This is a genomic window from Pseudomonas sp. PIC25 (assembly GCF_002286785.1).
Lineage (GTDB): Bacteria > Pseudomonadota > Gammaproteobacteria > Pseudomonadales > Pseudomonadaceae > Pseudomonas_M.
In genome coordinates this window covers 1-23,046 of the sequence record NZ_MUJY01000047.1, presented here as the reverse complement: position 1 = coordinate 23,046, position 23,046 = coordinate 1, and the positions used below count along the sequence as shown (strand labels likewise).

Genomic DNA, 23,046 nt, shown 5'->3' with positions numbered 1-23,046 from the left:
CCTTGGCAGGTGGACTTGAAGCGTTATGGGGTACGCTGCGAGCTTTACCGCCCCGGAATGCTTGGCTGAGGCTGGTCGTCGATAGGAACGCACCGCCGAATTGCCTCTGCCATGCTGAAGGGGCCACGCTGATCAATGAGCAACGAGATGGAATCGTCTTTCGAAAGTGTGTTGAAGCTGAAGAACCTGGCTCACCTGGAAAAAGCCCGGCGAGCCGGCCTCACGATGTCGGTGCGCCGGGTGGCGTTCGTCCTGCGGGAAAACTTCTCGATGATGGCCTTCACGGGGGCGGTGGATGCGCTCGTCACGGCCAATCTCATGAGTTCCGCTCCGCTATTCGAAATCCGGGTCGTCGGGGGGAGGGACAACCTGGTTGTCAGCGACCTGGGTATCGCCATTTCCACCGACTGTTCTTTCGCCGAACTCAAGGAAAAGGAGCAGGACATCATCGTGGTATGCGGCGGGTTTCGTGTGCGCCTCGAAGGCGATCCGGTGCTGCGGTCGAAGTTGCGTTCGGCGGATGCGGCGGGGGCCATACTCGGCGGCCTCTGGAACGGAAGTTACTTCCTCGCCGAGGCAGGGCTGCTGGATGGCTATGACTGTGCGTTCCACCCGGATGGGCGGGCGATGATGTCCGAGCTGTTCCCGGGCGTGAACATTACGCGTCGCTCTTATGTACTCGACCGCACGCGCATCAGTTGTGCGGGGGCCAACAGTTCGCTGGGCATGATGCTGGAAGTGGTTCGTGCGATTGCAGGTCAGGAGCTGGTCAATGCGGTGGAGGAGGTCCTGAACTGCGACAAGATGCGGGACATCGTCGATGTGTCCGTCGTGTCCATCGATCTCGACCCGACCCTGCCATCGACGCTCAAGGCGGCGCTGGAACTCATGCACAGCAATATCGAAGAGCCCATCGAGGTGAGTGAAATCGCCCGGTACGTGGGTATTTCCCGCCGGCAGCTCGAACGCCAGTTCTGTCACCACGTGAACGCGACACCGACGCGATACTACCTGGAACTGCGCCTGACTTACGCGCGCCAGTTGCTGCAACACACCAACAAACCTATCGCCGAAGTGTCCGTCGCGAGCGGGTTCGTCACGGCGTCCCACTTTTACCGACGCTTTCGTAGCCTGTTTGGTATCACTCCCCGGCAATTCCGTTCGCATGCCCCCGGCTAAATCAACGCCGGCGCGAAACGGTCACGACAGGTTCGCGGCATACGGAAACGAAGCGCCTTTGTGTATTTGCGATTCGCCAGAGGGCCTGAACAGTCGGAGCGAGATATGCCCCAGGTCGTTTCCAGCAAAGGACCGCTATTGCCGATCAATCACCATGACCTGGATTTCACGCTCGCGGCGGTCCTCCGGGGGCGCCATGCCGAGCGACGCCGGTCCATCGATCTTGGAGGGGAGATGAAAGCACCGATAACCATGACTTCGTTCATACCCTCGGTAGGCGTCGCCAACGGAGGAGGCTCCATTGGTCATATAGAAAGAAGAAAAATTCACGGATGAAAACTAAATAGTTTTCTGAAAAGGACCCCGCACGACTATCGCATATATCCGCGTTTTTTGAGGCCGGATATTCAATATCCGACGCGCCAAAGATTGGATGTAATACATTACAACAAAAACGAGGTGCCCTGCATGAAGCCTGTAGCCGCAGAAAGTTCTATCGGCCAGGAGTTCAATATCCGAATATTGGGTTTGAATTTTCATCGTGTCATATTTCCTGTTTCGTTCTTCTCCATATTTGCCCTGGTTCTATTGGCGCTGAGTAATCCGGCTTTTTTCGGCCAGGCACTGGAAGGTGTCAAAAGCTGGGTCCTGACGAACTTCGACTGGTTCATCATGATCATGGGGAACATGGCCGTTCTGTTCTGCGCAGGGGTGGCTTTTTCGCCGCTGGGTAAGATTCGTTTAGGCGGAGAGAATGCCAAACCCGAGTTCAGCACGCTTTCCTGGTTTTCCATGATGTTTGCGGCTGGCATGGGAGTAGGGCTTTTGTATTGGGGCGTCGCTGAGCCCGTCGCGCAATATACCGGCTGGTGGAAAACTCCCCTTGCCGTATTACCCAATACACCGCAGGCCGCGGATATGGCGCTGGGAGCAACCGTCTTCCACTGGGGCTTTCACCCTTGGGCGATCTATCTGACCAGTGCTTTGGTCGTCGGATACTTTTCCTACAACAAAGGCCTGCCGCTTTCCCTGAGTTCCGGCCTGAAACCCTTGATCGGCGATGCTCATAAAGGTCTGCCCGGACAATTGGTCGACGTGTTCACCGTAGTCCTGACTGTCTTCGGCCTGTCCGCGTCCCTCGGTCTCGGCGCCATGCAGGCAACCGCCGGCATCAGTCATGTCCTGAGTATTCCGAACACCTTTGCCTTCCAGTTGCTGTTCATTATCGCAGTAACCGGAATAGCGGCGTTCTCCTTATGGCGGGGCCTGGATGCCGGGGTCAAGTTGCTGAGCAACATCAATATGGCCTTGGCCCTGGGCTTGTTCCTGCTGGTCGTCATCGGTATTGGCCTGTTGCAATTCTTCTTCGGCGTTTTCAATGCAGCGTCCGACTACGTGCAATTCTTCCTGCCGCTGAGCAACTGGATCGATCGTCCGGATCAGGACTGGCTCCAGGGCTGGACGGTGTTCTATTGGGCTTGGTGGTGCACCTGGGGGCCGCTGGTAGGGATATTCGTGGCACGTGTATCGCGCGGGCGCACCCTGCGGCAGATGGTCCTGATGGTGATGCTGGCACCGACCATCGTCACCGTACTCTGGTTCGCCGCATTCGGCGGCGGCGCCATTGCCCAGATCACTGGAGGAAGCAGTACGCTGGCGGCAGGTTTGACCGATGTCAGCATGGCCATCTTCCAATTCCTCGATGTATTGCCGATGGGCGGCATTGCCTCGCTGCTGGTCGTAGTCCTGCTGGTGATCTTCATGGTCACGTCGGTGGATTCCGGTGCCTTGGTCGTCGACAACCTGTCCGCCGGCGGCGACACCGAAACCTTGCCACCTCAACGTGTGCTGTGGCTGGTGATGATCGGTCTGGTAACGATCACGCTTTTCGTGGTCGGCGGCGATACCGCACTCAAAGGCATCCAGGCGGGGACCATCGCCATGGGCCTACCGTTCATGGGCTTGATGCTGTTGCTCATGATTGGGTTGGTCAAGGCGTTGATCAAGGACTGCCGCAGCTGATCTGCAATCCCCAATAGCCGTGGTCAAATCGCCCCTGTGTCAGCAATTCTGTTGCTGCGCAGGGGCGATTCGCTTTGTGGAAGGAAAGGACCTTTTTCGAACGACGATGAAAACGCTTCCCGGATTGCGCCGGGGCTTATCAGAGCGGGGATTTATTCACTTGAAACGGAGCTTCGCCAGCAGAGCTGGCTCCTACGAGAGCGGCACGGGCGGCATGGGCATCGAAAGCCGAAAACAACCGGAGCCGCTTAAGATGCTGGCTTTGAAGTGCCGGTTGGCTGTCACAGTCTCAGCTATATTGGTTCGCATAATCTATATTATGTTAAATAAAACATTCAGAGGTTCATGCGTTCGCTAAGGCTCGGTTCTGACCGAGACTGTCCCGGTTCCCCTTGCCCCAAACCAGAGACAGCTGCACCCTTTCTCGGCCCGCACCATAATGTGCTCGATGTGCAAGCGGCGTAGCCCATCCCCCCCGAAGCGCCCAGCAGAAGCCGAGTAAGTTTCCTGACGCGGACGAGACAATCTCCTGACTTGCACAATACTTGCCGTTCACAGCACCCGAAGGAGTCGGAATGAACCGCAACGACCTGCGCCGCGTCGACATGAACCTACTGGTGGTCTTCGAAACGCTGATGTTCGAAAGGAACCTGACCCGTGCCGCGGAGAAGCTCTTCCTCGGTCAACCGGCTGTCAGTGCTGCGCTAGCCCGTCTACGCGACCTCTTCGACGACCCGTTGCTGGTGCGCAACGGCAAGGTCTACGAGCCAACCCTGCGTGCCCTGACGATCCTTCGCGAGCTGCAGCCGGCGATGGACACCATCTCCAGTGCGGTCAGCCGCGCTCGGGACTTCGACCCGGCGACTAATCGCGACACCTTCCGCATCGGTCTGTCCGACGACGCCGAGTTTGGTCTGTTCCCGCAACTGCTCAAGCAGATCCGGGAGGAAGCGCCGGACGTGGTCGTGGTAGTCCGGCGGGTCAACTTCCTGCTGATGTCGGCGATGCTGGCTTCGGGCGAGATTTCCGTCGGCGTCAGCTACACCACTGAGCTGCCGGCGAATGCCAAGCGCCGCAAGTTGCGCAACATGACGGTCAAGGTGCTGCGCGGTGACGACCGCCCTGGCGCTCTGAGCCTGGATGAGTTCAGTGAGCGCCCACATGCTCTGGTGTCCTTCTCCGGTGACTTGTGCGGTAACATCGACAACGACCTGGCCCACGTTGGCCGTACTCGCCGCGTGGTGCTGGCGGTTCCGCAGTTCAGCGGGCTGCGCTCGATCCTGCCGGGTACCGAACTGCTTGCCTGTGTCCCGGATTATGCGGCGGAGGCATTGATCGACGGCGGTCGCCTGCGCGCCGATGACCCTCCCTTCCCCATCGCCACCTCGGAGCTGTCAATGGTCTGGGGCGAAGTCACCGACAACGATCCCGCCGAGCGCTGGCTGCGCAACAAGATCGTCGAACACATGGCCGCACCAGACACCTAGCAGTTACTGGCTAACGGTTCCGGGCTGGCTTCGGTGAGGTACACCGACAGGTCGGTCATGGGTGGCATGGCAGGAATCTCGAAATAAATCTGCACCAGCCAGCCACGGTGATAGCTCCCATGGTTGACCACGTGCAGCAGCATGGCGCCAGCGGTCATGGTGCCGCGGTTACCGGAGACGAAGGCGAAGTCGATGGGCTTGGCCAAGGCGCCCTCCGTTTGTCCGGCAGCCCAATCGACGTACCAGTCGTTCACCTCCTGCTGGGCTCGCCACAGCTCGGCGAGTTCCGGATAGGGCATCGCCTGGCGCGAGGTGAAACCGTGTTCGCGGCCCAGCAGATGGGCCTGCCAGATACGATCCACCACGTACATGTGATTGAGCGTGGCCATCATGGTCTTCATGGGGCCAACGCGCTGGCGGTCGAGTTCCTCGGGTGCCAATGTGGCCAGGCTGGCGAAGAAGGTCTGATCGGCCCAGCGCTTGTAGCGGGTCAACAGCTGGGCCGTGGAAAGGTTGATCATGGGAACTCCTCCCGGCGAGGGGTGGTATAGACCCCGGATGGCTCCTCCGGGACGCACTTTCAGGCGCCTATTGGATATAGACCATCACCCCGATATGGTCGACAAGGCTGCATGTCTGGAACATCGAGCCTTGTACCAGCTCGTACATCGCCGTGTGCAGACAAACCGTCAAGCGGGGCCGTCCCACTGCCTGGCTTGACGTCCCCTTCCCCGCTCGGCTACCACTGCTCCGGCCAATTCCATACCGAGCCTCCGATGAAGAAAGTCAGCAGTGACGACCTGCGCCTGTTTCTCTGTATCGCCGAACATCTCAGTCTCAGTCGCGCAGCGGTCGAGCTGGGGCTCTCGGCCTCGGCGCTCAGCCATGCGCTGCGCGCAATGGAAGAGCGCCTGGACCTGCGCCTGTTCAACCGCACCACTCGCAGCGTGGCGCTGACCGAAGCCGGCGAACGGCTGCGCGCACGTATCCAGCCGGCATTCCGCGATATCGACGACGCCCTGGAAGACCTCAACAGTTTTCGTGGCAAACCGGCCGGCACCCTGCGCATCAATGCTGGGCGGCCGGCGGTGCAGATGGTGCTGCTACCCTTGCTGGGGCGCTTCCTGGCAGCGTATCCCGACATCCGCGTCGAAGTGGTCGCCGACAATGCACTGGTGAACGTGGTGTCCGGCGGCTTCGATGCCGGCGTGCGCTTCGGCGAGACGCTGGAGGCAGACATGGTTGCCGTACCCATCGGGCCGCGCATGCGCTCGGCGGTGGTGGCGACTCCGGAGTTCTTCGCAGCCCATCCAAAGCCACAGCACCCGCAGGACCTGCGCGAACTGCCCTGCATTCGCCTGCGCTTCCCCAGCGGCACGTACTATCGCTGGGAGTTCGAGCGTGGCGGGATCAAGCTGGAAACGGAGGTGGACGGCCCGCTCGTACTGGACGATATGGGGCTGATCGCTGAGGCGGCGGCGAGTGGCTGCGGGCTGGCCTACGTGTTCGAGGACCTGGTACGCCCGGCGATGGAAGACGGCAGTTTGCAGCGAGTACTGGAGGATTGGTGCCCGTATTATCCGGGGCTCTACCTCTATTACCCGAGCCGCCGCCAGCTACCGGCGGCGCTCAAGGCTTTTGTCGATTTCACTCGCGACCGGCGCGACGTCTAGCGGCCGCCGCTCGCTCGTGGATCAGTCGCGGAAGTCGGTGGACAGGGCCACGTCCTTCCACGCAAGCAGTTCCTGCTCGACCAAGCGATTCTTCGCTTCGATGCGCGCCACGGTGTCGCTGCCCAGCGGCAGGCGTTGTGGCGGGTTCGGCGAGTTCACCAGGGCCAGCAGCGCATCGGCCAGCTTCGCCGGGTTGCCCGGTTGTGCATGGTTGTAGTCATGGGCCATGCGCCGCACCTTGCCGACGGTTTCATCGTAGTCAGGCAGCTCCAGGGCGGTTTTCACCAGGGACTGTTCGTCGAGGAAGTCAGTGCGGAAGAAGCCTGGCTCAATCACGGTGGCATGGATACCCAGCGGCGCCAGTTCCTGATGCAGCGCCTCGCTGATGCCTTCCACGGCGAATTTGGTGGCGCCGTATACGCCCCAGCCCATGTAAGCCTGGTAGCCGCCAATCGACGAGATGTTGAGGACGTGCCCGGAACGCTGCTGGCGCATGTGCGGCAGCACGGCGCGGGTGACGTTGAGCACGCCGAAGACATTGGTGGCGAACAGGCGCTCGGTTTCCGCCGCGCTGGTTTCTTCCACCGCCCCCAGCACGCCGAAGCCGGCGTTGTTGACCAGAACATCGATGCGGCCAAAACGCTTGATGCCTTCGGCAACGGCCTGGTGGGCTTCTTCCTCGCGGGTTACATCCAGGCGCACCGCCAGCAGGTTGGGATGCGCGCCCAGACGGGCAGTGACGTCAGCGGGCTTGCGGGCGGTGGCAATGACCGCGTCGCCGGCCTGCAGGGCCTTTTCCGCGATCAGAGCGCCGAAGCCACGGGATGCACCAGTAATCAGCCAAGTACGCATTTGCAGATCTCCTCTCCCCCCGACTCCGGCACCATGCCGAGGTCTTCTCGTTGGGTGAGGTCACTGTATGCCGGGATGATTGTTGTGATAATCACGACAAAATGACATAGGTAGATGAAATCTATTCATCAATTGCCAGCGCCCTGCTGAAGCAGGGCCACGCTGGCTTGAGGGGCCGCCGTAGGTAGTTCAGGACACTGCGCATGCCGCTGAGGATATCCACTTCGGCGACCCATCCGCCTTCGTCATCACTCGGAGCATCCATGAACAGCTTGGGCTGCTTCATAAAGAATCTGTCCGACATGCTCGACTTCCGCTTCACTGATAATCAATGGAGGCAGGAATCTCACGGTTGCACCATGCCGTCCTCCCAGCTCCACGATCAGCCCGCGTTCCAGGCAGGCGCGTTGGAGTTTGCGCGCTCTGTCGCCGTCTGCTGCTGGACGTCCCAGGGAATCGAAACTCGTCGGACTCACGATTTCCATACCCAGCATCAAGCCTCGACCACGGACATCGCCGATCCAGTCGAACTCGGCCTGCAGCCCCAGCAGCGAGCGATGCAGTTGGCTGCCGACGCTGCGCACATGGTTCGTCAACTGTTCTTGCTGGATGAACCGCAGCGTCGCGTTCCCTGCCGCCATGGCCAATTGGTTGCCCCGGAACGTGCCGGCATGCGCGCCGGGCTGCCACTGATCGAGTTCTCCGCGGTAGACCACCACGGAGAGCGGCAAGCCACCGCCGATAGCCTTGGACAGCGTCAGGACATCGGGTGTGATCCCACTGCTTTCAAAGGCAAAGATATCCCCCGTTCGACCGATACCACATTGAATCTCATCGAGGATCAGGGGAATCCCATGTTCCTTCGTGATGCTGCGGAGACCCTGCAGCCAGCGGTCCGGAGCAGGAATCACCCCGCCCTCCCCCTGGACCGTTTCGAGAATCATGGCCGCGGGCTGGGTGATGCCGCTTTCGGGATCGCTCAGCATATGGCGGATGTAATGGAGACTGGCGTCGATCGACTGATCCCCGGACAGGCCAAAGGGGCAACGATAGCCATACGGATAAGGCAGGAATTGGACACCCGCCAACAACCCTCCCAGTGATTTCTTCGGACCGAGGTTGCCACTGAGCGAGAGTGTCCCGAGCGTCATGCCGTGGTAGGCGCCATGAAACGCCAGCACGGTCTGTTGGCCCGTCGCCGTGCGGGATAGTTTGATTGCAGCCTCAACCGCGTCCGCGCCACTGGGCCCGCAGAACTGGATCCGGGCATTCCTGGCGAAATCGCCTGGCAACAAATCGAATAGCGTTTGGACGAAGGCGTCCTTGATCGGTGTACTCAAATCGAGCGTATGTAGAGGGACCTCCGAGGCCAGGGCTCGTTGGATCGCTTCTATTATCACCGGGTGGTTGTGCCCCAGCGCCAAGGTGCCGGCTCCCGCCAAGCAGTCTATGTACACCTGCCCTCGCGAGTCCTCGACGTAGACTCCCCGGGCACGCTTGAGCTCCAAGGGTATGCGCCGCGGGTAACTGCGGGCATTCGACTCTTGCGCCATCTGGCGCTGAAGAACGGGTGTGGTGTCCAGGCAGTAACTCTCGCTGAGTCCCGTATGCCGGCGCTGAAGATCGATTTTGGTGTTCGTTGTCGGGTTGATCACACTCATGATTGCATCCTCGCATTACCCAATAGCGCGTTCTCTGACAGCACCCGCCCGGCACTGGAAGGGCCAGCGGGACAAGACAACGAACTGTGATTCAATTCCTGGCGGCAGCATTGCCATGCCGCCGCCAGTCTTCCTCAGAAGTCGTAGCGGGCGGCCACGCCAAGGGTCATCGGCGCGCCGACGTCCACCAGGCTGTCGCTCTGGTTGTTGGTGATGTACTCCTCGTCGAACAGGTTGCGCACGTAGCCGCTGAGCGTCAGGTCGCCGATGGGGTATTCGGCGTTCAGGTTCACCAGGGTGACGCTGTCGTTGCGCCGCTCGCCGGTCACTTCACGTGCATCGTTGATGTCGAAGTTGGAGATGCTGTTGCCCTGGTAGACGACGTCGCCGCCGATCATCAAGCCGCTGTCGAAGGTGTAGTTGACGCCGATATTGGCCATTTTCTTCGGTGCGAAAACGAACTCGCGGCCGCTGAGGTCGACACCGTCACGCACGAAGTTTTCGTACTTGGTGTCGTTGTAGGCGAAACCGGCATTGACCAGCAGTTGCGAGGTCACCAGGTACTCGGCGGAGAGCTCCAGGCCGATCATGCGGCTTTCCGCGGCATTGGCCACCTGCACGGTGTTGTCGCTGAGATTGAGGAAGGACACCTGCTGATCTTTCCAGGTGGTGTGGTAGAGGTTGGCGCTGGTGCGCAGGCGGCGATCCAGCCAGTTGCCACGCCAGGCCAGTTCGTAGGTACTGGTGAACTCCGGGTCGTAGGGTCTGTGCGCGGTACCAGCGCGAACATTCACCCCACCGCTGCGGTAGCCACGCTGCCAAGTCAGACCCAGAATCTGATTCTCGGTCAGGTCGTGGCTAATGCCGATCTTCGGCAACAGTACGCTGGAGCTGAGGTCCTCGTCAGCCGAACGCGACGGAGTCAGTGGGTAGCGTATCTGCGTCCTATTTTTTTCATGGTCCCAACGCAAACCGGTGATCAGTTGCCAGTCTTCGACGAACTCCCAGTTGAGCTCGCCGAACAGCGCCTGGCTGTCGATCTCGGTCTCGCCCTGCTGATCCAGCCCTACCGCCCCGTCAATGACCAGTTGATCGTCGATATCGCCCTCGAAGCGCCCCAGGTACGCACCGATCACACCGTTCACCCGCTCCGAGGCATAGCCCAGGCGCAGTTCCTGGCTGGCCAGCATCTGCTCATGATGCCGAGGCGTACTTCTATTGAAGACTGGCGTACGATCGAAATCGAGGATCGAGTGGTATTCCGACCAAGTTCCAGAGGTCACGCTGGTCAACGTCCAGAAGTCATCCAGGCGATAGTCCAGCTTGGCGGTCGCCGTGTCCTGGTCCAGGGTGTTGTGGGTCTCGGTGTTCTCGAAGACGCTGTAGTAGTCCGGCCTTCCGTTGGTCGCGGCCACGGCGTTGACCCCGCTGCGCTGCTTGGTGCGGGCGAAGGTCAGCAGCACGTCCAGATCCTCGGACGGCAGGATGAGGAGCTTGCCGCGCACGTTGGACGAGCGTAGCTGGTTGGCGTCCATGTCCAGCGTCTCGTTCTCGATATAGCCATCGGCGGTTTGGTAATCCACAGCCAGCCTGGCGGCTACCACGCCATCTATCAGCGAACCATTGGCAACGGCGGAAGCGCCACGCTCGCCATACTTGCCGACGTTACTGCGCACGGAGAACTCGGGATCGAAGGTGGGGTTCTTGGTGCGCATGATGATGGCGCCGGCCAGGGAGTTACGCCCCTGGGTGGTCGATTGGGCGCCGCGGTAGATTTCCACCTGCTCCATGTCCCAGAGCGGCAGCGGGTTGAGGGTCAGCAGGCGGTTGACCTGCAACGCATCGTCGACATAGACGGATACGGCGCCATTCATGGCAGCGGGCCCCTGGTCGTCGAATCCGCTTACCTGGATGCCGCGAATACCCCAGTTCTCGTTACCCGACTGGGCGTATACGCCGGGGGTGCGGTCTAGCACGCCCTGCAGGTCCTGGTCGCCATGAAGGCGGATGTCCTCGCTGGTTACCACTGCGACGCTGGACAGCGTTCTATCTTCACTGCGCTGAATTTTCTCGCCCGTGACGACCGCCTCTTTGAGCTGCAGCGCCTCCTCTTTCTTGGCTTCCTCGGCTGCCAGCGCGGCAGTCGCGGCCATCAGGCCGGACGCAACTGCCAATGCCAGCGTGTTCTTCTTGAAATTATTCATCTACCCCTCGGCTCCTGCGCCATTGACTTCACTCGGAACGAATCGATCGCTCACACCTCCCCTGAGCTTCGGCAAAGAGACCAGAAGCTCACAGCTGCGAAATATTATTGATTGCAAGATAATTTGCAATCTTTCCGAGAGTGATTATCATTTGGATTCAGCTCATGCAGAGCGGTCTTGCCTGTAGCAATTCGCCAGCAGACATGACGCCTGATGCAGATTTCTTGGCTGGAGGGAATGGCCATGGCTCAACGTTTTTACGGACGCACGACAACTACGGCTCGGGTTACCGAACGCTCTGCCGCGGTTGTTCAAAACCGGACAAGCACGGCTACACCCTCCTGCGTTTCCGCTCCCCTACCCCTGCACTCCCGGCCGATCGCCCCACCCCGTTCCGCCGCAAGGAAACCCCGAACATGAATCAAGCTGCCGAAGTGAGTACGGCTGCTACCCGTCTTTTGCCCGTAGAGCGGGACGGCTGCGTCATCACCCCCTTGCTGGACGGCCAGCCTCTCCCCCTCTTAATCGATAGCCAGCAGCGGCAGTCGATTCATGCGCTGAGCGACGAGGTCCGGGCGATTGCCCTGGATGCACTGGGCAAGACCGGCGGCGTCCTGTTCCGCAATTTCAAGGTACCGACACCGCTGGACTTCAAGCGCTTCGCCGCCAGCTTCGGCATGCCGCTGGGCACCTACGAGTTCGGCTCGACACCGCGCAGCAAGGTCTTCGCCGGGGTCTACAGCTCCACCGAATACCCGGCGCACCAGAGCATCCCCCTGCACAACGAGCAGTCCTACACGCGCCAGTGGCCGTCGCGCATCTGGTTCCACTGCATGACGGCGAGCCAGACCGGCGGGGAAACCCCCATCGCCGACAGTCGCCTGGTGTACCAGGCGATCGATCCGGCCATCCGCGAGGAATTCATCGCCAAGGGGCTGCTCTATGTGCGCAACTACAGCAGCGCACTGGACGTGCCCTGGCAGCAGGTGTTCAACACCCACGAGCGGAGCCAGGTCGAGCAGTACTGCCAGGCGCAGGGCATCGACTGGAGCTGGTCCGCCGATGGCGAGCTGAGCACTCGCCAGCTATGCCAGGCGGCTGTCCGGCACCCGGCCACTCACGAGTGGGTGTGGTTCAATCAGGCGCACCTGTTCCATATCTCCGCCATGGCGCAGGACCTGCGCCAGGCCCTGATCGCCGCGGTGGGCGAGGCGCAGCTGCCGCGCAACGTCTACTTCGGCGACGGCACGCCGATCCCGGACGCCACGCTGGATGCCATCCGCGCGGTCTACGCCGACACCTGCGTGGCCTTTCCCTGGCAGGCCGGCGACGTGCTGATGCTCGACAACCTGTTGGTCGCCCATGGTCGCAACCCGTTCAGCGGCGACCGCAAGGTCATCGTGGCGATGGCCTAGGAGCGGACATGGAAAAGCCCTTTTCGCCCCTGCTGCCGTTGGGCGAGGCAGCCGCCCGCCGCGTTCGTCAGTCCTTCGCCCAAAGCCGCCTGTGGTTCCTCCACCAGTTGGAACCCGGACGCGCCCAGCACAACATCCTGATCTGCATGGCGCTCGAAGGGCCCCGCGTGCAAGCGGATCGGCTCAAGCACGCGCTGGATGCGCTATGCCTGCGCCATTCGGTCCTGCGCGCCTGCTACCGCACCACGGCGACCGGCCCCGAGCAATGGCTCGCCGAGCGGCAATCCATCGAGGTAAAGACCCTCGATCTGCGCAACCTGCCTGCGGATGAGCGCCGCCGCGCCCGCGACCGCCTGCTGCACGAGGAACAGAAGACCCCGTTCGACCTGGTATCCGGCCCGGTGATGCGCGCCGCCCTGCTTGAGCTCGACGACCGCGAACAGGAACTGCTCGTCACCATCCACCACATCGCCTTCGACGGCCGCTCGGGCGAAATCCTCCTGCAGGACCTCGCTCATTACTACGCCACCCAGGAATCCGGCGCCCCGCTGCCCGGCCGCTTGCAGTACGCCGACTTCGCGGCCTGGGAGCCCGGTTATGTGACCACCGCGCTGATCGAGCGCGAGACCGCGTTCTGGCGCGACCACCTGGCCGGCATGCCGCTGCAATTGGAATTCGCCCGACGGGTGCACCGTGAGGGGCCGGCGCAGGGCGGCCGGCATCATTTCATCATTCCCGAGCAGCAGGTCGAGCACCTCAAGCGGGCGTCGCGACGCCTGCGCCTGCCGTTGTTCGTGACGCTGACCGGACTGTTCCAGCTGTGGCTGCACTATCTCAGCGGGCAGCACCGCTTCCTCATCGGTACCGATGTGCACGGCCGAGACCTGCCGGAGCTGCAGGACATCTTCGGTTTCTTCGTCAACCAGCTCACCCTCAAGTGCGAACTGGAGGACGGCCTGAGCCTCGGCGAACTACTGGCGCGCACCCGTCAGGCCATCCGCCTGGCCCATGCCCACCGCCAGTTGCCCTTCGACCTGCTGGTGTCCCAGTTGGCGCCGCAGCGCAAGGCGGACCGTTCGCCGCTGTTCCAGGCCAAGTTCAACTACCAGCGCGACCGCTTCAGTATCGATGCGCTCGGCGCGGCCCGCCTGGTCAGCACCCAGGTGATCCAAGACCTGGCCGGCTTCGACCTGGTGCTCGACCTGATGCACCGCAACGAAAGCATCGAAGCCACCCTGGAGTACGACCGCCGGCTGTTCAGCCCCGATGAGATCGCGCGCTTCGCCAGCCTCTGGCAGGACCTGCTGCGCCAGCTCGACGATCTGCTCGATCTGCCGCTCAGCACCCTGCGCGAGCGACTGCAGAGCTGGGACCAAGCCCACCTGCAGCGGCAACAGCACGCGCTCAACGATCAAGGACGCGCACGCCTGGGCACCACCCGGCGCCGCGCCGTCAGCCTGTAGCGACAAGGAGCCCGCATGACCGCCATTCCTCCGTCCGGCAACCGCCCCATCGCCGGCGCCGCCCGCCGCAAACCCATCGTGCTGTCGCAGCAGAGCATCGTCGGCGAACGCCTGCTGGACCCGGCTTGGGACCTGCCCTGGCTGGTCGAACCGAACCTGGCCGGCGTCGACCTGGTGCAATGGGCCGCGCAGAACCGCGACTCGCTGGAGCAGAAGCTGCTGCAGCATGGCGCCATCCTATTCCGCGGTTTCGACGTGCAATCGGTCGAGCATTTCAATGCCGTCATCGGGGCGCTGTCGTCCGGTGCGCTGGAGTACATGTTCCGCGCCTCGCCGCGTACCCGGGTGGGCGGCAACATCTATACCTCGACGGATTACCCCGCCGACCAGGTGATCTTCCCGCACAACGAGCACTCCTACTCGCCGCGCTTCCCGCTGCGGCTGTTCTTCTACTGCCATCAACCGTCGCAGACCGGCGGCGAGACGCCGATCGGCTCGGTGCGCCGGGTCAAGGCGCTGATTCCGCCGCAGATCGTCGAGACCTTCCGGCGCAAGAAGATTCTCTACGTGCGCAACTACGGCGATGGCTTCGGCCTGCCCTGGCAGTCGGTATTCCAGACCGACGACCGCGCCGAGGTGGAGACCTACTGCGCCTCCGTGGGGATCGAGGTGGAGTGGAAGGACGGCAACCGCCTGCGCACCCGCCAAGTCGGCGCCGCGCTGGCACGCCATCCGCGTACCGGCGAGGAGGCCTGGTTCAACCATGGCACCTTCTTCCATGTCAGCACTCTGCCCGCGGCCATCCGCGACTCGCTCGGCGCCGGCTTCTCGCCGCTGGACCTGCCGACCAACACCTTCTATGGCGACGGCAGCCCCATCGAGCAGGACGTCCTGGAAACACTGCGCGCCGCCTACCTGGGCGCGCTGGTGAAGTTCCCCTGGCAGCGCGGCGACGTGCTGCTGCTCGACAACATGCTCGCGGTGCATGGCCGCGAGCCCTACGGCGGCCCGCGCAAGATCTACACCGGCATGGCCGAAGCCACCGCCGGCAGCGACGTACAACTCTGATACGCCTCTTCCTTTTCACCTTCGTTCACGAGGAAACGCCATGTCGGCTCTGACAGGATTTCGCATCTCTCCACAACAGGCCCGTGCCTGGCGCGACGCCCAACACGGGGCGCGCGGCAGCCGGCTGGTCATCGATGTGACCCGGGGGCCCTCGGCGGCCGAGATCGAGGCGCGCCTGTACGACTTGGCCGAGCGCGAAGAAATCCTGCGCACCGCGCTGCACGCCGTGCCCGGCATGGCCCTGCCGATCCAGGTGATCGAGGACCAGCCGCGTGTCGCCTTCGCCACCGAGGACTGGCGTGACGAAGGTGCGGCGCAGCGCGACGCCCGTCTCGCCGAGACCACATTGGCGCAGGACAGCGTGCTGTCGGTGCGCTATGTGCGGGTCGCCGACGAACGCTGGCTGCTGTGCCTCGAGGGCGCGGCCGACGCCCTGGATCTGACCAGCCTGACGCTGATCGCCGCCGAGCTGCTTGGCGCGCCTGCCGAGGAGCGCCTGCAATACGTCGATTACGCGGAGTGGAAGAACGGCCTGCTGGAGGACGAAGCCGATGGCCAGGCAGTACGTTTCTGGCAGCAGGCACGCACGGAAAACGCCCCCCTCGAGCTGCACGGCCTGCAGGCGGCCGGCAGCGCGAATGGCCAGCCCGCCCTGCACGCGCTGGGCGGCGTTCCGTCACGCGCCGAACTGCAACGGGTGGCCGCGCAGGCCAGAATGGGCCTGGACGAATGGCTGTTCGCCGCCTGGTGCGTGCTGCTGGCACGGCTCAGCGGCCAGCAGCGCATCCAGCTCGGCTGGCACGACAGCGGCCGGGGCGAAGGACTGGAACAGGCCCTGGGGCTGTTCGAGCAATTCCTGCCGGTGCAGGCCGAGGTCGACCTGCAGGCACCGCTGGCGCCGCAGGCCACGGCGCTGCTCGGCCCCCTGCGTCAAGCCAGAGGCTGGCGCGATCACTACGACAGCGCACAGGCCTGCGCCTTGTATTTCGCCTGGCGCGAACTCGATTTGCCCGCAGAACTGGGCGCCGTGGTCGCCGCCAGCGGCTTCCACTCGCCGTTCGCCCTCGGCCTGGAATGCCGCACGGCCAATGACGCGACGCTGGAACTGCGTCTGGCCTACGACCAAGCGCGCTTCGATGCCAATGCCATCGCCTGCCTCGAGGAGCAATGGGCGCTGCTGCTGCAGGGCCTGTGCGCGGACGGCCGGGCGCTCGGCGCGCTGCCCCTGCTCGGCCCGCATCAGGAACAGGAGTTGCAGGCCGGCATCGACCCGGTGGAAGTGCGCGATGTCGGCGTGCTCGCGCTGATCGAGGAGCTTGCCCTGGCCAATCCCGACGCCCCGGCGCTGGCCGACGGCAGCGGCGTGACCGGCTACGGCGAGCTGCTCGCCCAGGTCGATGCCCTGGCCCGGCGCCTGCGCGCCGAGGGCGTACAGGCCGGCGACGTGGTCGGCATCCTCATGCGTCGCGAGCGCCAGGCCATCGTCGCCATGCTGGCCGCATTGAAAGCGGGCGCGGCCTACCTGCCCCTCGACCCGGCCTATCCGGGCGAGCGCCTGGCCTACATGATCGACAACAGCGCGGCGCGTCTGCTGCTCAGTACCACCGGGCTGCAAGACAGCGTCGCCAGCAGCGTGCCGACCCTGCTGCTGGACGCCGTTCCCGACCTTCCGAGCGCTGACGACCTGGCGCTGCCGAGCGCGGCCGGCGAACAGACCGCCTACCTGATCTACACCTCCGGCTCCTCCGGCCAGCCCAAGGGCGTGCCGATCAGCCACGCCGCCCTGAGCCGCTCGACCCAGGTGCGCATGGCCTTCTACCGCGAGCCGGTGCGGGCCTACCTGCTGCTCTCGTCGCTGTCCTTCGACAGCTCGGTGGCCGGCATCTACTGGACGCTGTGCCAGGGCGGCCTGCTGGTACTGCCGGCCAGCGGCGAGGAACTCGACCTGGAGGTGCTGGGCGGCCTGATCGAGCGCCACCGGGTCAGCCACGGCCTGTCGCTGCCGTCGCTGTACGAGACGCTGCTGGAGTACTGCGCCCCTGCCACCCTCGCCCACCTGCGCACCTGGATCGTGGCCGGCGAGCCCTGCACGCCGCGCGTGCTGGACAAACACCGCGGCAAGGCGGCGCAGGCTCAATTGGTCAACGAATACGGACCGACCGAAGCCACCGTCTGGGCCACCGCCGAGGTGCTCAGCGACGCGGCGCCCGGCGAGCGCGCGATCAGCATCGGCCGGCCGATTCCCGGCATGGGCCTGTGGCTGCTGAACGAGCACGGCCAGCCGGCCGCCATCGGCGAGCCCGGCGAGATCCACCTCGGCGGGCCGACCCTGGCCAGCGGCTACCTGGGCCTGCCCGAGCAGACCGCCAGCGCCTTCGTGCATTACCCGCACATCGCTCAGGGCCAGCGCCTGTACCGCACCGGCGACCTCGCCCGACGCCGCGTCGACGGCCGCCTGGACTTCCTCGGCCGCCGCGACCAGCAGATCAAGATTCGCGGTCACCGTGTCGAGCGCGGCGAAATCGAGCGCGTATTGCAGAGCCATTCCGAGGTGCGCGAGGCGGTGGTGGTCGCCCAGCAGCACGAAGGCGGCGCGCGCCTGATCGCCTACTTCACCGACCGCCACGGCTACGTGCCCGAGGCCCAGGCGTTGAGCAGTTTCCTTCACGACCGCCTGCCGGGCTACATGGTGCCGGCGGCCTTCGTCCACCTCGCGGCCCTGCCACACACGCCCAACGGCAAGCTCGACCTCAACGCCCTGCCCGACCCGGATCGGCTCGTCGCCGCCAGCGCCGCCTACGTGGCGCCGCGCAACGAACTGGAGGCGGCCCTGGCGGACATCTGCCAGCAGGTGCTCAAGCGCGAGCGCATCGGCGTGCAGGACAACTTCTTCCAGATCGGCGGCGACTCGATTCTCAGCCTGCAGATCGTCTCGCGCGCCAACCAGCAAGGCATCCGCCTCAGCGCCAAGCAGATCTTCGAGAGCGAAACCATCGAGCGCATGGCCCAGGTCGCCACCCGTGGCGTTCCCGACGAACAGATGCCGGCAAGCTGCGCCGCGCAGGTCAGGACGACTGGCACGGCGGCGGACTTCCCCCTGGCCGCGCTCGACGACGAAGCCTTCGGCGATCTGTTGGCGGAACTCAACGCGACCGATTGAACCGGGGCCTTGCCTTGCGCCCCCTCACCCATTCCTAGAAAAAAGGTCACCCGGATGACGAACAAGACCGCACACCACCTCGAAGACCTCTACCCCCTGTCACCGCTGCAGCAGGGCATGCTGTTCCAGAGCCTGCTGCACCAGGAATCCGGGGTCTACCTGATGCAGGATCGCTACCGCATCGGCGGCGACCTGTCGGTGGAGGCGTTTCTCGAGGCCTGGCGGCAGGTGATCGCCGCCCACCCGGCGCTGCGCACCAGTTTCCTCTGGAAGACCCAGAAACAGCCGTTGCAGGTGGTGCATCGCGAAGTCGCCGATCCGGTCGAATTCATCGACCTCGAAGGCCTCGCTCCCGAGCAGCAGGAGGCGCATATCCAGGCACTGCTGGAACAGGAGCAGCGCAACGGCTTCAACTTGGCCAAGCCGCCGCTGATCCGCGTACGCCTGGTACGCCTGGGCGCCGGGCGCCACGAGATGATCCGCAGCTTCCACCACATCCTGATGGACGCCTGGTGCATCTCGCTGATCATGGTCGACTTCGTCGACGCCTACGCCGCCCTGCGCCAGGGCCGTACGCCGAGCGTGCGCAAGCCGCGCCCCTACCGCGACTACATCGCCTGGCTGCAGCAGCAGAGCCTGCCCGAGGCGCAGGCGTTCTGGCAGGAGCAACTGCGGGGCCTGGATGCTCCCACGCCACTGGTGATCGAACGCCACACCCGGCAGAGCCAGTACCGCGAAGCGGTGCTGGTCGACGACAGCCAGATCCGTTTCGACGCGCGTCAGACCCGCGAGCTGACCGCCTTCTGCCAGACCCGGCGGATCACCCCCAACACCCTGTTCCAGGGCGCCTGGGCCCTGCTGCTGTCGCGTTACAGCGGCCTGCGCGACGTGCTCTTCGGCGTCACCGTGTCCGGTCGCCCGCCGCAACTGGCCGGCGTGGAGGAGATGATCGGGCTGTTCATCAATACCCTGCCGCTGCGCGTACGCATCGACGAGCAGCAAGATCGAACGTCCTGGTTGCAGGCGCTGCAGCGCCACAACCTGGCGCTGCGCGAGTTCGAGCACAGCGCCCTGGTAGACATCCAGGGCTGGAGCGATTTTCCGCGCGGCGAGGAGCTGTTCGACAGCATCCTGGTCTACGAGAACGCGCCCATCGACGACAAGCTGTTCAGCGGCGAGCTGAGCTTCAACCTCGACGACATGGAACATAGCGTGCACACCCACTACGGCCTTACCGTGGTGGTCATGCCGGGCGAGCGCCTGGCCGTGCGCATCTCCTACGACCGTCGGCGCTTCGCCCGCGACAGCATCGAGCGCCTGCTCGGCCACCTGCGCCAGATTGTCCTCGGCATCCTCGCCGAGCCCGACGCCAGCCTCGCCTCGCTGCAACTGCTGAGCGAGGAGGAACGCCAACTGCTGCTGGTGGACTGGAACCGCACGCAGCAACCCTTCCCCCTGGATCGCACCTACGCCAGCCTGTTCGCCGAGCAGGTGGCGCGCCAGCCGGACAAGGCCGCCGTGGTCTGCGCGGGCGAAACGCTCAGCTATGCCGAACTGGACGCACGTGCCAGCCGCCTCGCCGCCGCGCTGATCGAAGCCGGCGCCGGGCCCGACCGCGCCGTGGCCCTGCTAGCCGAGCGAGGCGTGGCCCACCTCACCGCGCTGATCGCCATCTTCAAGGCCGGCGCCTGCTACCTGCCTCTGGAGGTCAAGCACCCGGCGCAGCGCCTGGCGGAAATCCTCGAGCTGAGCCAGGCGCCGCTGATGCTGGTCGGCGACAGCCAAGGGGCGCTGGCAATCGACCTCTGCACCCGCCTCGGCGCCGCCGCGCCGCAACGCGTCGCCATCGAGCCGCTCTGGCGGCACGGCGAGGCGCCCGTCATCGCCCCGCGCGGCTCGGCCGACGACCTGGCCTACGTGATCTTCACCTCCGGCTCCACCGGCACGCCCAAGGGCGCCCTGGTGGAACAACGCGGCATGCTCAACAACATCTTCGGCAAGGTGCCGACCCTTGGCCTCGGCGAGCATGACCGCATCGCCCAGACCGCCTCGGTGGCCTTCGATATATCGGTCTGGCAGTTGCTCGCCGCGCCGCTGGTCGGCGCCACCGTGCACATCCTGCCGGATGCCGTCAGCCAGGATCCCGAGCGCCTGCTGCAAGCCCTGCAGGACGAGCGGCTGACCCTATGGGAAGCGGTGCCCGCGATGATCCGCGGCGTGCTCGCCGCCAGCACGCCGGCCACCGACCTCGGCGCCCTGCGCTGGCTGCTGCCGACCGGCGAGGCGCTGCCGCCGGCCCTGTGCCGCGACTGGTTCGCCCGTTTCGCCCACGTACCGCTGATGAACGCCTACGGCCCGGCGGAATGTGCCGACGACGTGGCGTTCCATGCCATCGCCGTGCCCTCCGACGAACAGGCGCAAGCCATGCCCATCGGCCGGCCGACGCCGAATACCGAGCTGTACGTGCTCGACGACGCCCTGCGTCCGCTGCCGGTGGGTGTGCCCGGCGAAATCTGCGTGGCCGGCGCCGGCGTCGGCCGTGGCTACCTGAACGACGCCGAGCGCACCCGGGCGGCCTTCGTCGAGCATCCCCTGCGCCCCGGCGCGCGTTTCTATCGCACCGGCGACCTGGGCCGCTACCGCGCCGACGGGGTGATCGAATTCCTCGGTCGCCGCGACCAGCAGGTGAAGATCCGTGGCCACCGCATCGAGCTCGGCGAGATCGAGGCCAAACTGCAGCAGCACCCGACCGTGAAGGCCGCCGCGGTGGTGGTGCACCAGGACGCCCGCGGCGACGCGCAACTGGTGGGCTATTGGGTCGCCCGCGAGGACGTCGTCATCGACGCGGCGGCACTGAAGCTGGCCCTGGGCGGCCAATTGCCGGCCTACATGGTGCCGCAACACCTGGTTGAGCTCGACGCCCTGCCGCTCAACGCCAACGGCAAGGTCGACCGCAAGCGCCTGGCGCAACGCGAGCTGGACCGGAGCGTAGCGGCCGGCGAGGTCGTTGCGCCGGCCAGTGAAACCGAACGCACCCTGCATGGCATCTGGCAGGACATCCTGGCGCTGGAGCACTTCGGCGTCACCGACAGCTTCTTCGCCCTCGGCGGCCATTCGCTGCTGGCCACCCAGATGCTGTCGCGCATCCGCGCCGCCTTCGCCGTCGAGCTGCCGCTCAAGACCCTGTTCGAGTGTCCCAGCGTGCGCCAGTTGGCCCAGGCCATCGACCGGCAACTGAGCGCCCCCAACAGTGAACAGGCGGAGGCCGAACGCATCGTCGCACCGCCGCGGCCCGAGCGCCTGCCGCTGTCGTTCGCCCAGCAGCGCCTGTGGTTCGTCGAGCAGCTGAACCCCGGCAGCGCCCACTTCAATATTCCCTTCGCCCTGCGCCTGAGCGGCGACCTGGACGTCGAGGCCCTGCGCGCCAGCTTCCAGTGGCTGATCGAGCGCCACGAGGTGCTGCGCACCGCCTTCCCCAGCGACAATGGTCAGCCCTACCAGCGCATCGTCGAAGCGCTGAGCTTCGAGCTGCCGCTGACCGATTTCGCAGGTGCCGGCGATGCTGCCGTGCAGGCCGAACTGCAAGACTGGTTCGCCCAACCCTTCGACCTGACCACCCCGCCGCTGCTGCGGGCGCGCTTGCTACGCCTGGACGAACGCCAGCACGTGCTGGCCATCACCCTGCACCACCTGGTCTCCGATGCCTGGTCGGCCACCCTCGCCCTGCGTGAGCTGACCCAGCTCTATGCCGCCCTGCACGCCGGCCAAGCCCCGCAGTTGCCGCCGCTGCCGATCCAATACGCCGACTACAGCCTGTGGCAGCAGCAGCGCCTGCAACCGGCAACGTTGCAAGCGCATCTGGACTACTGGCAGACGCAACTGGCCCGCGACGACAGCGACTACCTGCTGGAGCTGCCCACCGACCGCCCGCGTCCGGCCACCCAGTCGAACCGCGCCGGCATGCTCGCCGCACGCCTGTCGCCCAAGGCCAGCGAGCGCGCCCGCAGCCTCGCGGCGAGCCTTCAGCAGTCCACCTACAGCCTGGTGTTCGCCGCCTTCGCCGGTTTCCTGCAGCGCATGAGCGGCCAGGACGACCTGATCCTCGGCACCCCGGTGTCCAATCGCGACCGCGCGGAAACCCAAGCGCTGCTCGGCATCCTGCTCAACAACTTGCCGGTGCGTGTGCGTTTGCACGGTCAGCCGAGCTTCGCCGAGCTGGCCCGCCAGGTCAGCGAGACGCTGCTCGAAGCCCAGCGCCACCAGGACCTGCCCTTCGAGCGGCTGGTCGACCACCTGGCGCTGTCGCGCCGCCTCAGCCACGCGCCGCTGTTCCAGGTGATGGTCGCGCAGCAACTGCCGATGGAGCGCCGCGTGCGCTTCCCGGGCCTCGACTTCGAGGTGCTGGACACGCCGCTGAGCCATTCGCAATACGATCTGGAATGCCATATCGTCACGCCGCCGCAGGGGCCCATCGAACTCAACCTGATGTTCGCCCACGACCTGTTCGAGCAGGCCACCGCCGAACGCTGGCTGCAGCGCTTCGTGCGACTGTTCGAGGCCATGCTGGAAGCGCCCGGGCGACCGCTGAGCGAGCACCGCCTGCTCGACGCGCAGGAGTGGCAGCGCACCGTGCAGGAGTGGAACGCCACGGCGCGCCACTACCCCGGCCCGACGACCCTGAGCGAGGCCCTGGCTCTCCAGGCGCAGCACTGCCCCGAGGCGCCGGCACTGGTGTTCGAGGGCGAAACCCTTAGCTACGCCGCCCTGCACCGGCGCGCCGACCGTCTGGCGCAGGCCCTGACTGCCCAGGGCATCGGCCGCGAACAGGTGGTCGCGGTGTGCCTGGAGCGCAGCGTCGAGCT

General features: G+C 64.6%; 13 protein-coding genes and 1 pseudogene. 9 read left to right on the top strand and 5 right to left on the bottom strand.

The genetic code is table 11. The features are described from left to right. Positions 1 to 147 precede the first annotated feature (147 nt). From BZL41_RS04670 to BZL41_RS04660, 3 genes are all read left to right on the top strand, one after another. Entirely contained in the window at positions 148 to 1,179 is a 1,032-nt protein-coding gene (locus BZL41_RS04670) for a GlxA family transcriptional regulator (protein WP_095598216.1), read from the top strand. 468 nt (positions 1,180 to 1,647) lie between these two features. Further along, positions 1,648 to 3,201 (top strand): BCCT family transporter, encoded by a 1,554-nt coding sequence (locus BZL41_RS04665; protein WP_095598215.1) that lies wholly within the window; start codon positions 1,648 to 1,650, stop codon positions 3,199 to 3,201. 575 nt (positions 3,202 to 3,776) lie between these two features. Continuing rightward, the gene (locus BZL41_RS04660; protein ID WP_095598214.1) at positions 3,777 to 4,688 is read left to right on the top strand and encodes a LysR family transcriptional regulator; all 912 of its coding nucleotides are present in this window, start codon (positions 3,777 to 3,779) and stop codon (positions 4,686 to 4,688) included. Here BZL41_RS04660 and BZL41_RS04655 read toward each other — a convergent pair. Next, positions 4,685 to 5,209, bottom strand: coding sequence for a DinB family protein (locus BZL41_RS04655; protein WP_095598213.1), 525 nt, complete (start codon positions 5,207 to 5,209; stop codon positions 4,685 to 4,687). The genes BZL41_RS04660 and BZL41_RS04655 overlap by 4 nt on opposite strands. Before the next feature lie 255 nt (positions 5,210 to 5,464). Between BZL41_RS04655 and BZL41_RS04650 the strand changes: the two genes are divergently transcribed. Then, on the top strand, positions 5,465 to 6,361 hold the full coding sequence (locus BZL41_RS04650; protein WP_095598212.1) for a LysR family transcriptional regulator: 897 nt from the start codon (positions 5,465 to 5,467) through the stop codon (positions 6,359 to 6,361). Between the two features lie 21 nt (positions 6,362 to 6,382). On the opposite strand, the gene BZL41_RS04645 is transcribed toward BZL41_RS04650, so the two are convergent. From BZL41_RS04645 to BZL41_RS04635, 4 genes and pseudogenes are all read right to left on the bottom strand, one after another. Next, positions 6,383 to 7,213, bottom strand: a complete 831-nt coding sequence (locus BZL41_RS04645) for an oxidoreductase (RefSeq protein WP_095598211.1) — start codon at positions 7,211 to 7,213, stop codon at positions 6,383 to 6,385. A gap of 121 nt (positions 7,214 to 7,334) precedes the next feature. Continuing rightward, positions 7,335 to 7,451, bottom strand: a pseudogene (locus BZL41_RS29345) (hypothetical protein); the annotation flags it as partial. Positions 7,452 to 7,461: 10 nt separating this feature from the next. Continuing rightward, entirely contained in the window at positions 7,462 to 8,877 is a 1,416-nt protein-coding gene (locus BZL41_RS04640) for a diaminobutyrate--2-oxoglutarate transaminase (protein WP_371916480.1), read from the bottom strand. A 131-nt stretch (positions 8,878 to 9,008) separates the two neighbouring features. Beyond that, on the bottom strand, positions 9,009 to 11,078 hold the full coding sequence (locus BZL41_RS04635; RefSeq protein WP_095598209.1) for a TonB-dependent receptor: 2,070 nt from the start codon (positions 11,076 to 11,078) through the stop codon (positions 9,009 to 9,011). Between the two features lie 416 nt (positions 11,079 to 11,494). Between BZL41_RS04635 and BZL41_RS04630 the strand changes: the two genes are divergently transcribed. The 5 genes from BZL41_RS04630 to BZL41_RS04610 form a co-directional block, all read left to right on the top strand. Beyond that, on the top strand, positions 11,495 to 12,493 hold the full coding sequence (locus BZL41_RS04630; RefSeq protein ID WP_095598208.1) for a TauD/TfdA family dioxygenase: 999 nt from the start codon (positions 11,495 to 11,497) through the stop codon (positions 12,491 to 12,493). 8 nt (positions 12,494 to 12,501) lie between these two features. Next, positions 12,502 to 13,956: a condensation domain-containing protein gene (locus BZL41_RS04625; protein WP_095598207.1), complete on the top strand. Its 1,455-nt coding sequence runs from the start codon at positions 12,502 to 12,504 to the stop codon at positions 13,954 to 13,956. A 15-nt stretch (positions 13,957 to 13,971) separates the two neighbouring features. After that, positions 13,972 to 15,024, top strand: coding sequence for a TauD/TfdA family dioxygenase (locus BZL41_RS04620; protein ID WP_095598206.1), 1,053 nt, complete (start codon positions 13,972 to 13,974; stop codon positions 15,022 to 15,024). A gap of 40 nt (positions 15,025 to 15,064) precedes the next feature. Continuing rightward, entirely contained in the window at positions 15,065 to 18,184 is a 3,120-nt protein-coding gene (locus BZL41_RS04615; RefSeq protein WP_168190947.1) for an amino acid adenylation domain-containing protein, read from the top strand. 54 nt (positions 18,185 to 18,238) lie between these two features. Continuing rightward, the coding region (locus tag BZL41_RS04610; protein WP_143518019.1) for a non-ribosomal peptide synthetase at positions 18,239 to 23,046 on the top strand (4,808 nt) is incomplete at its 3' end.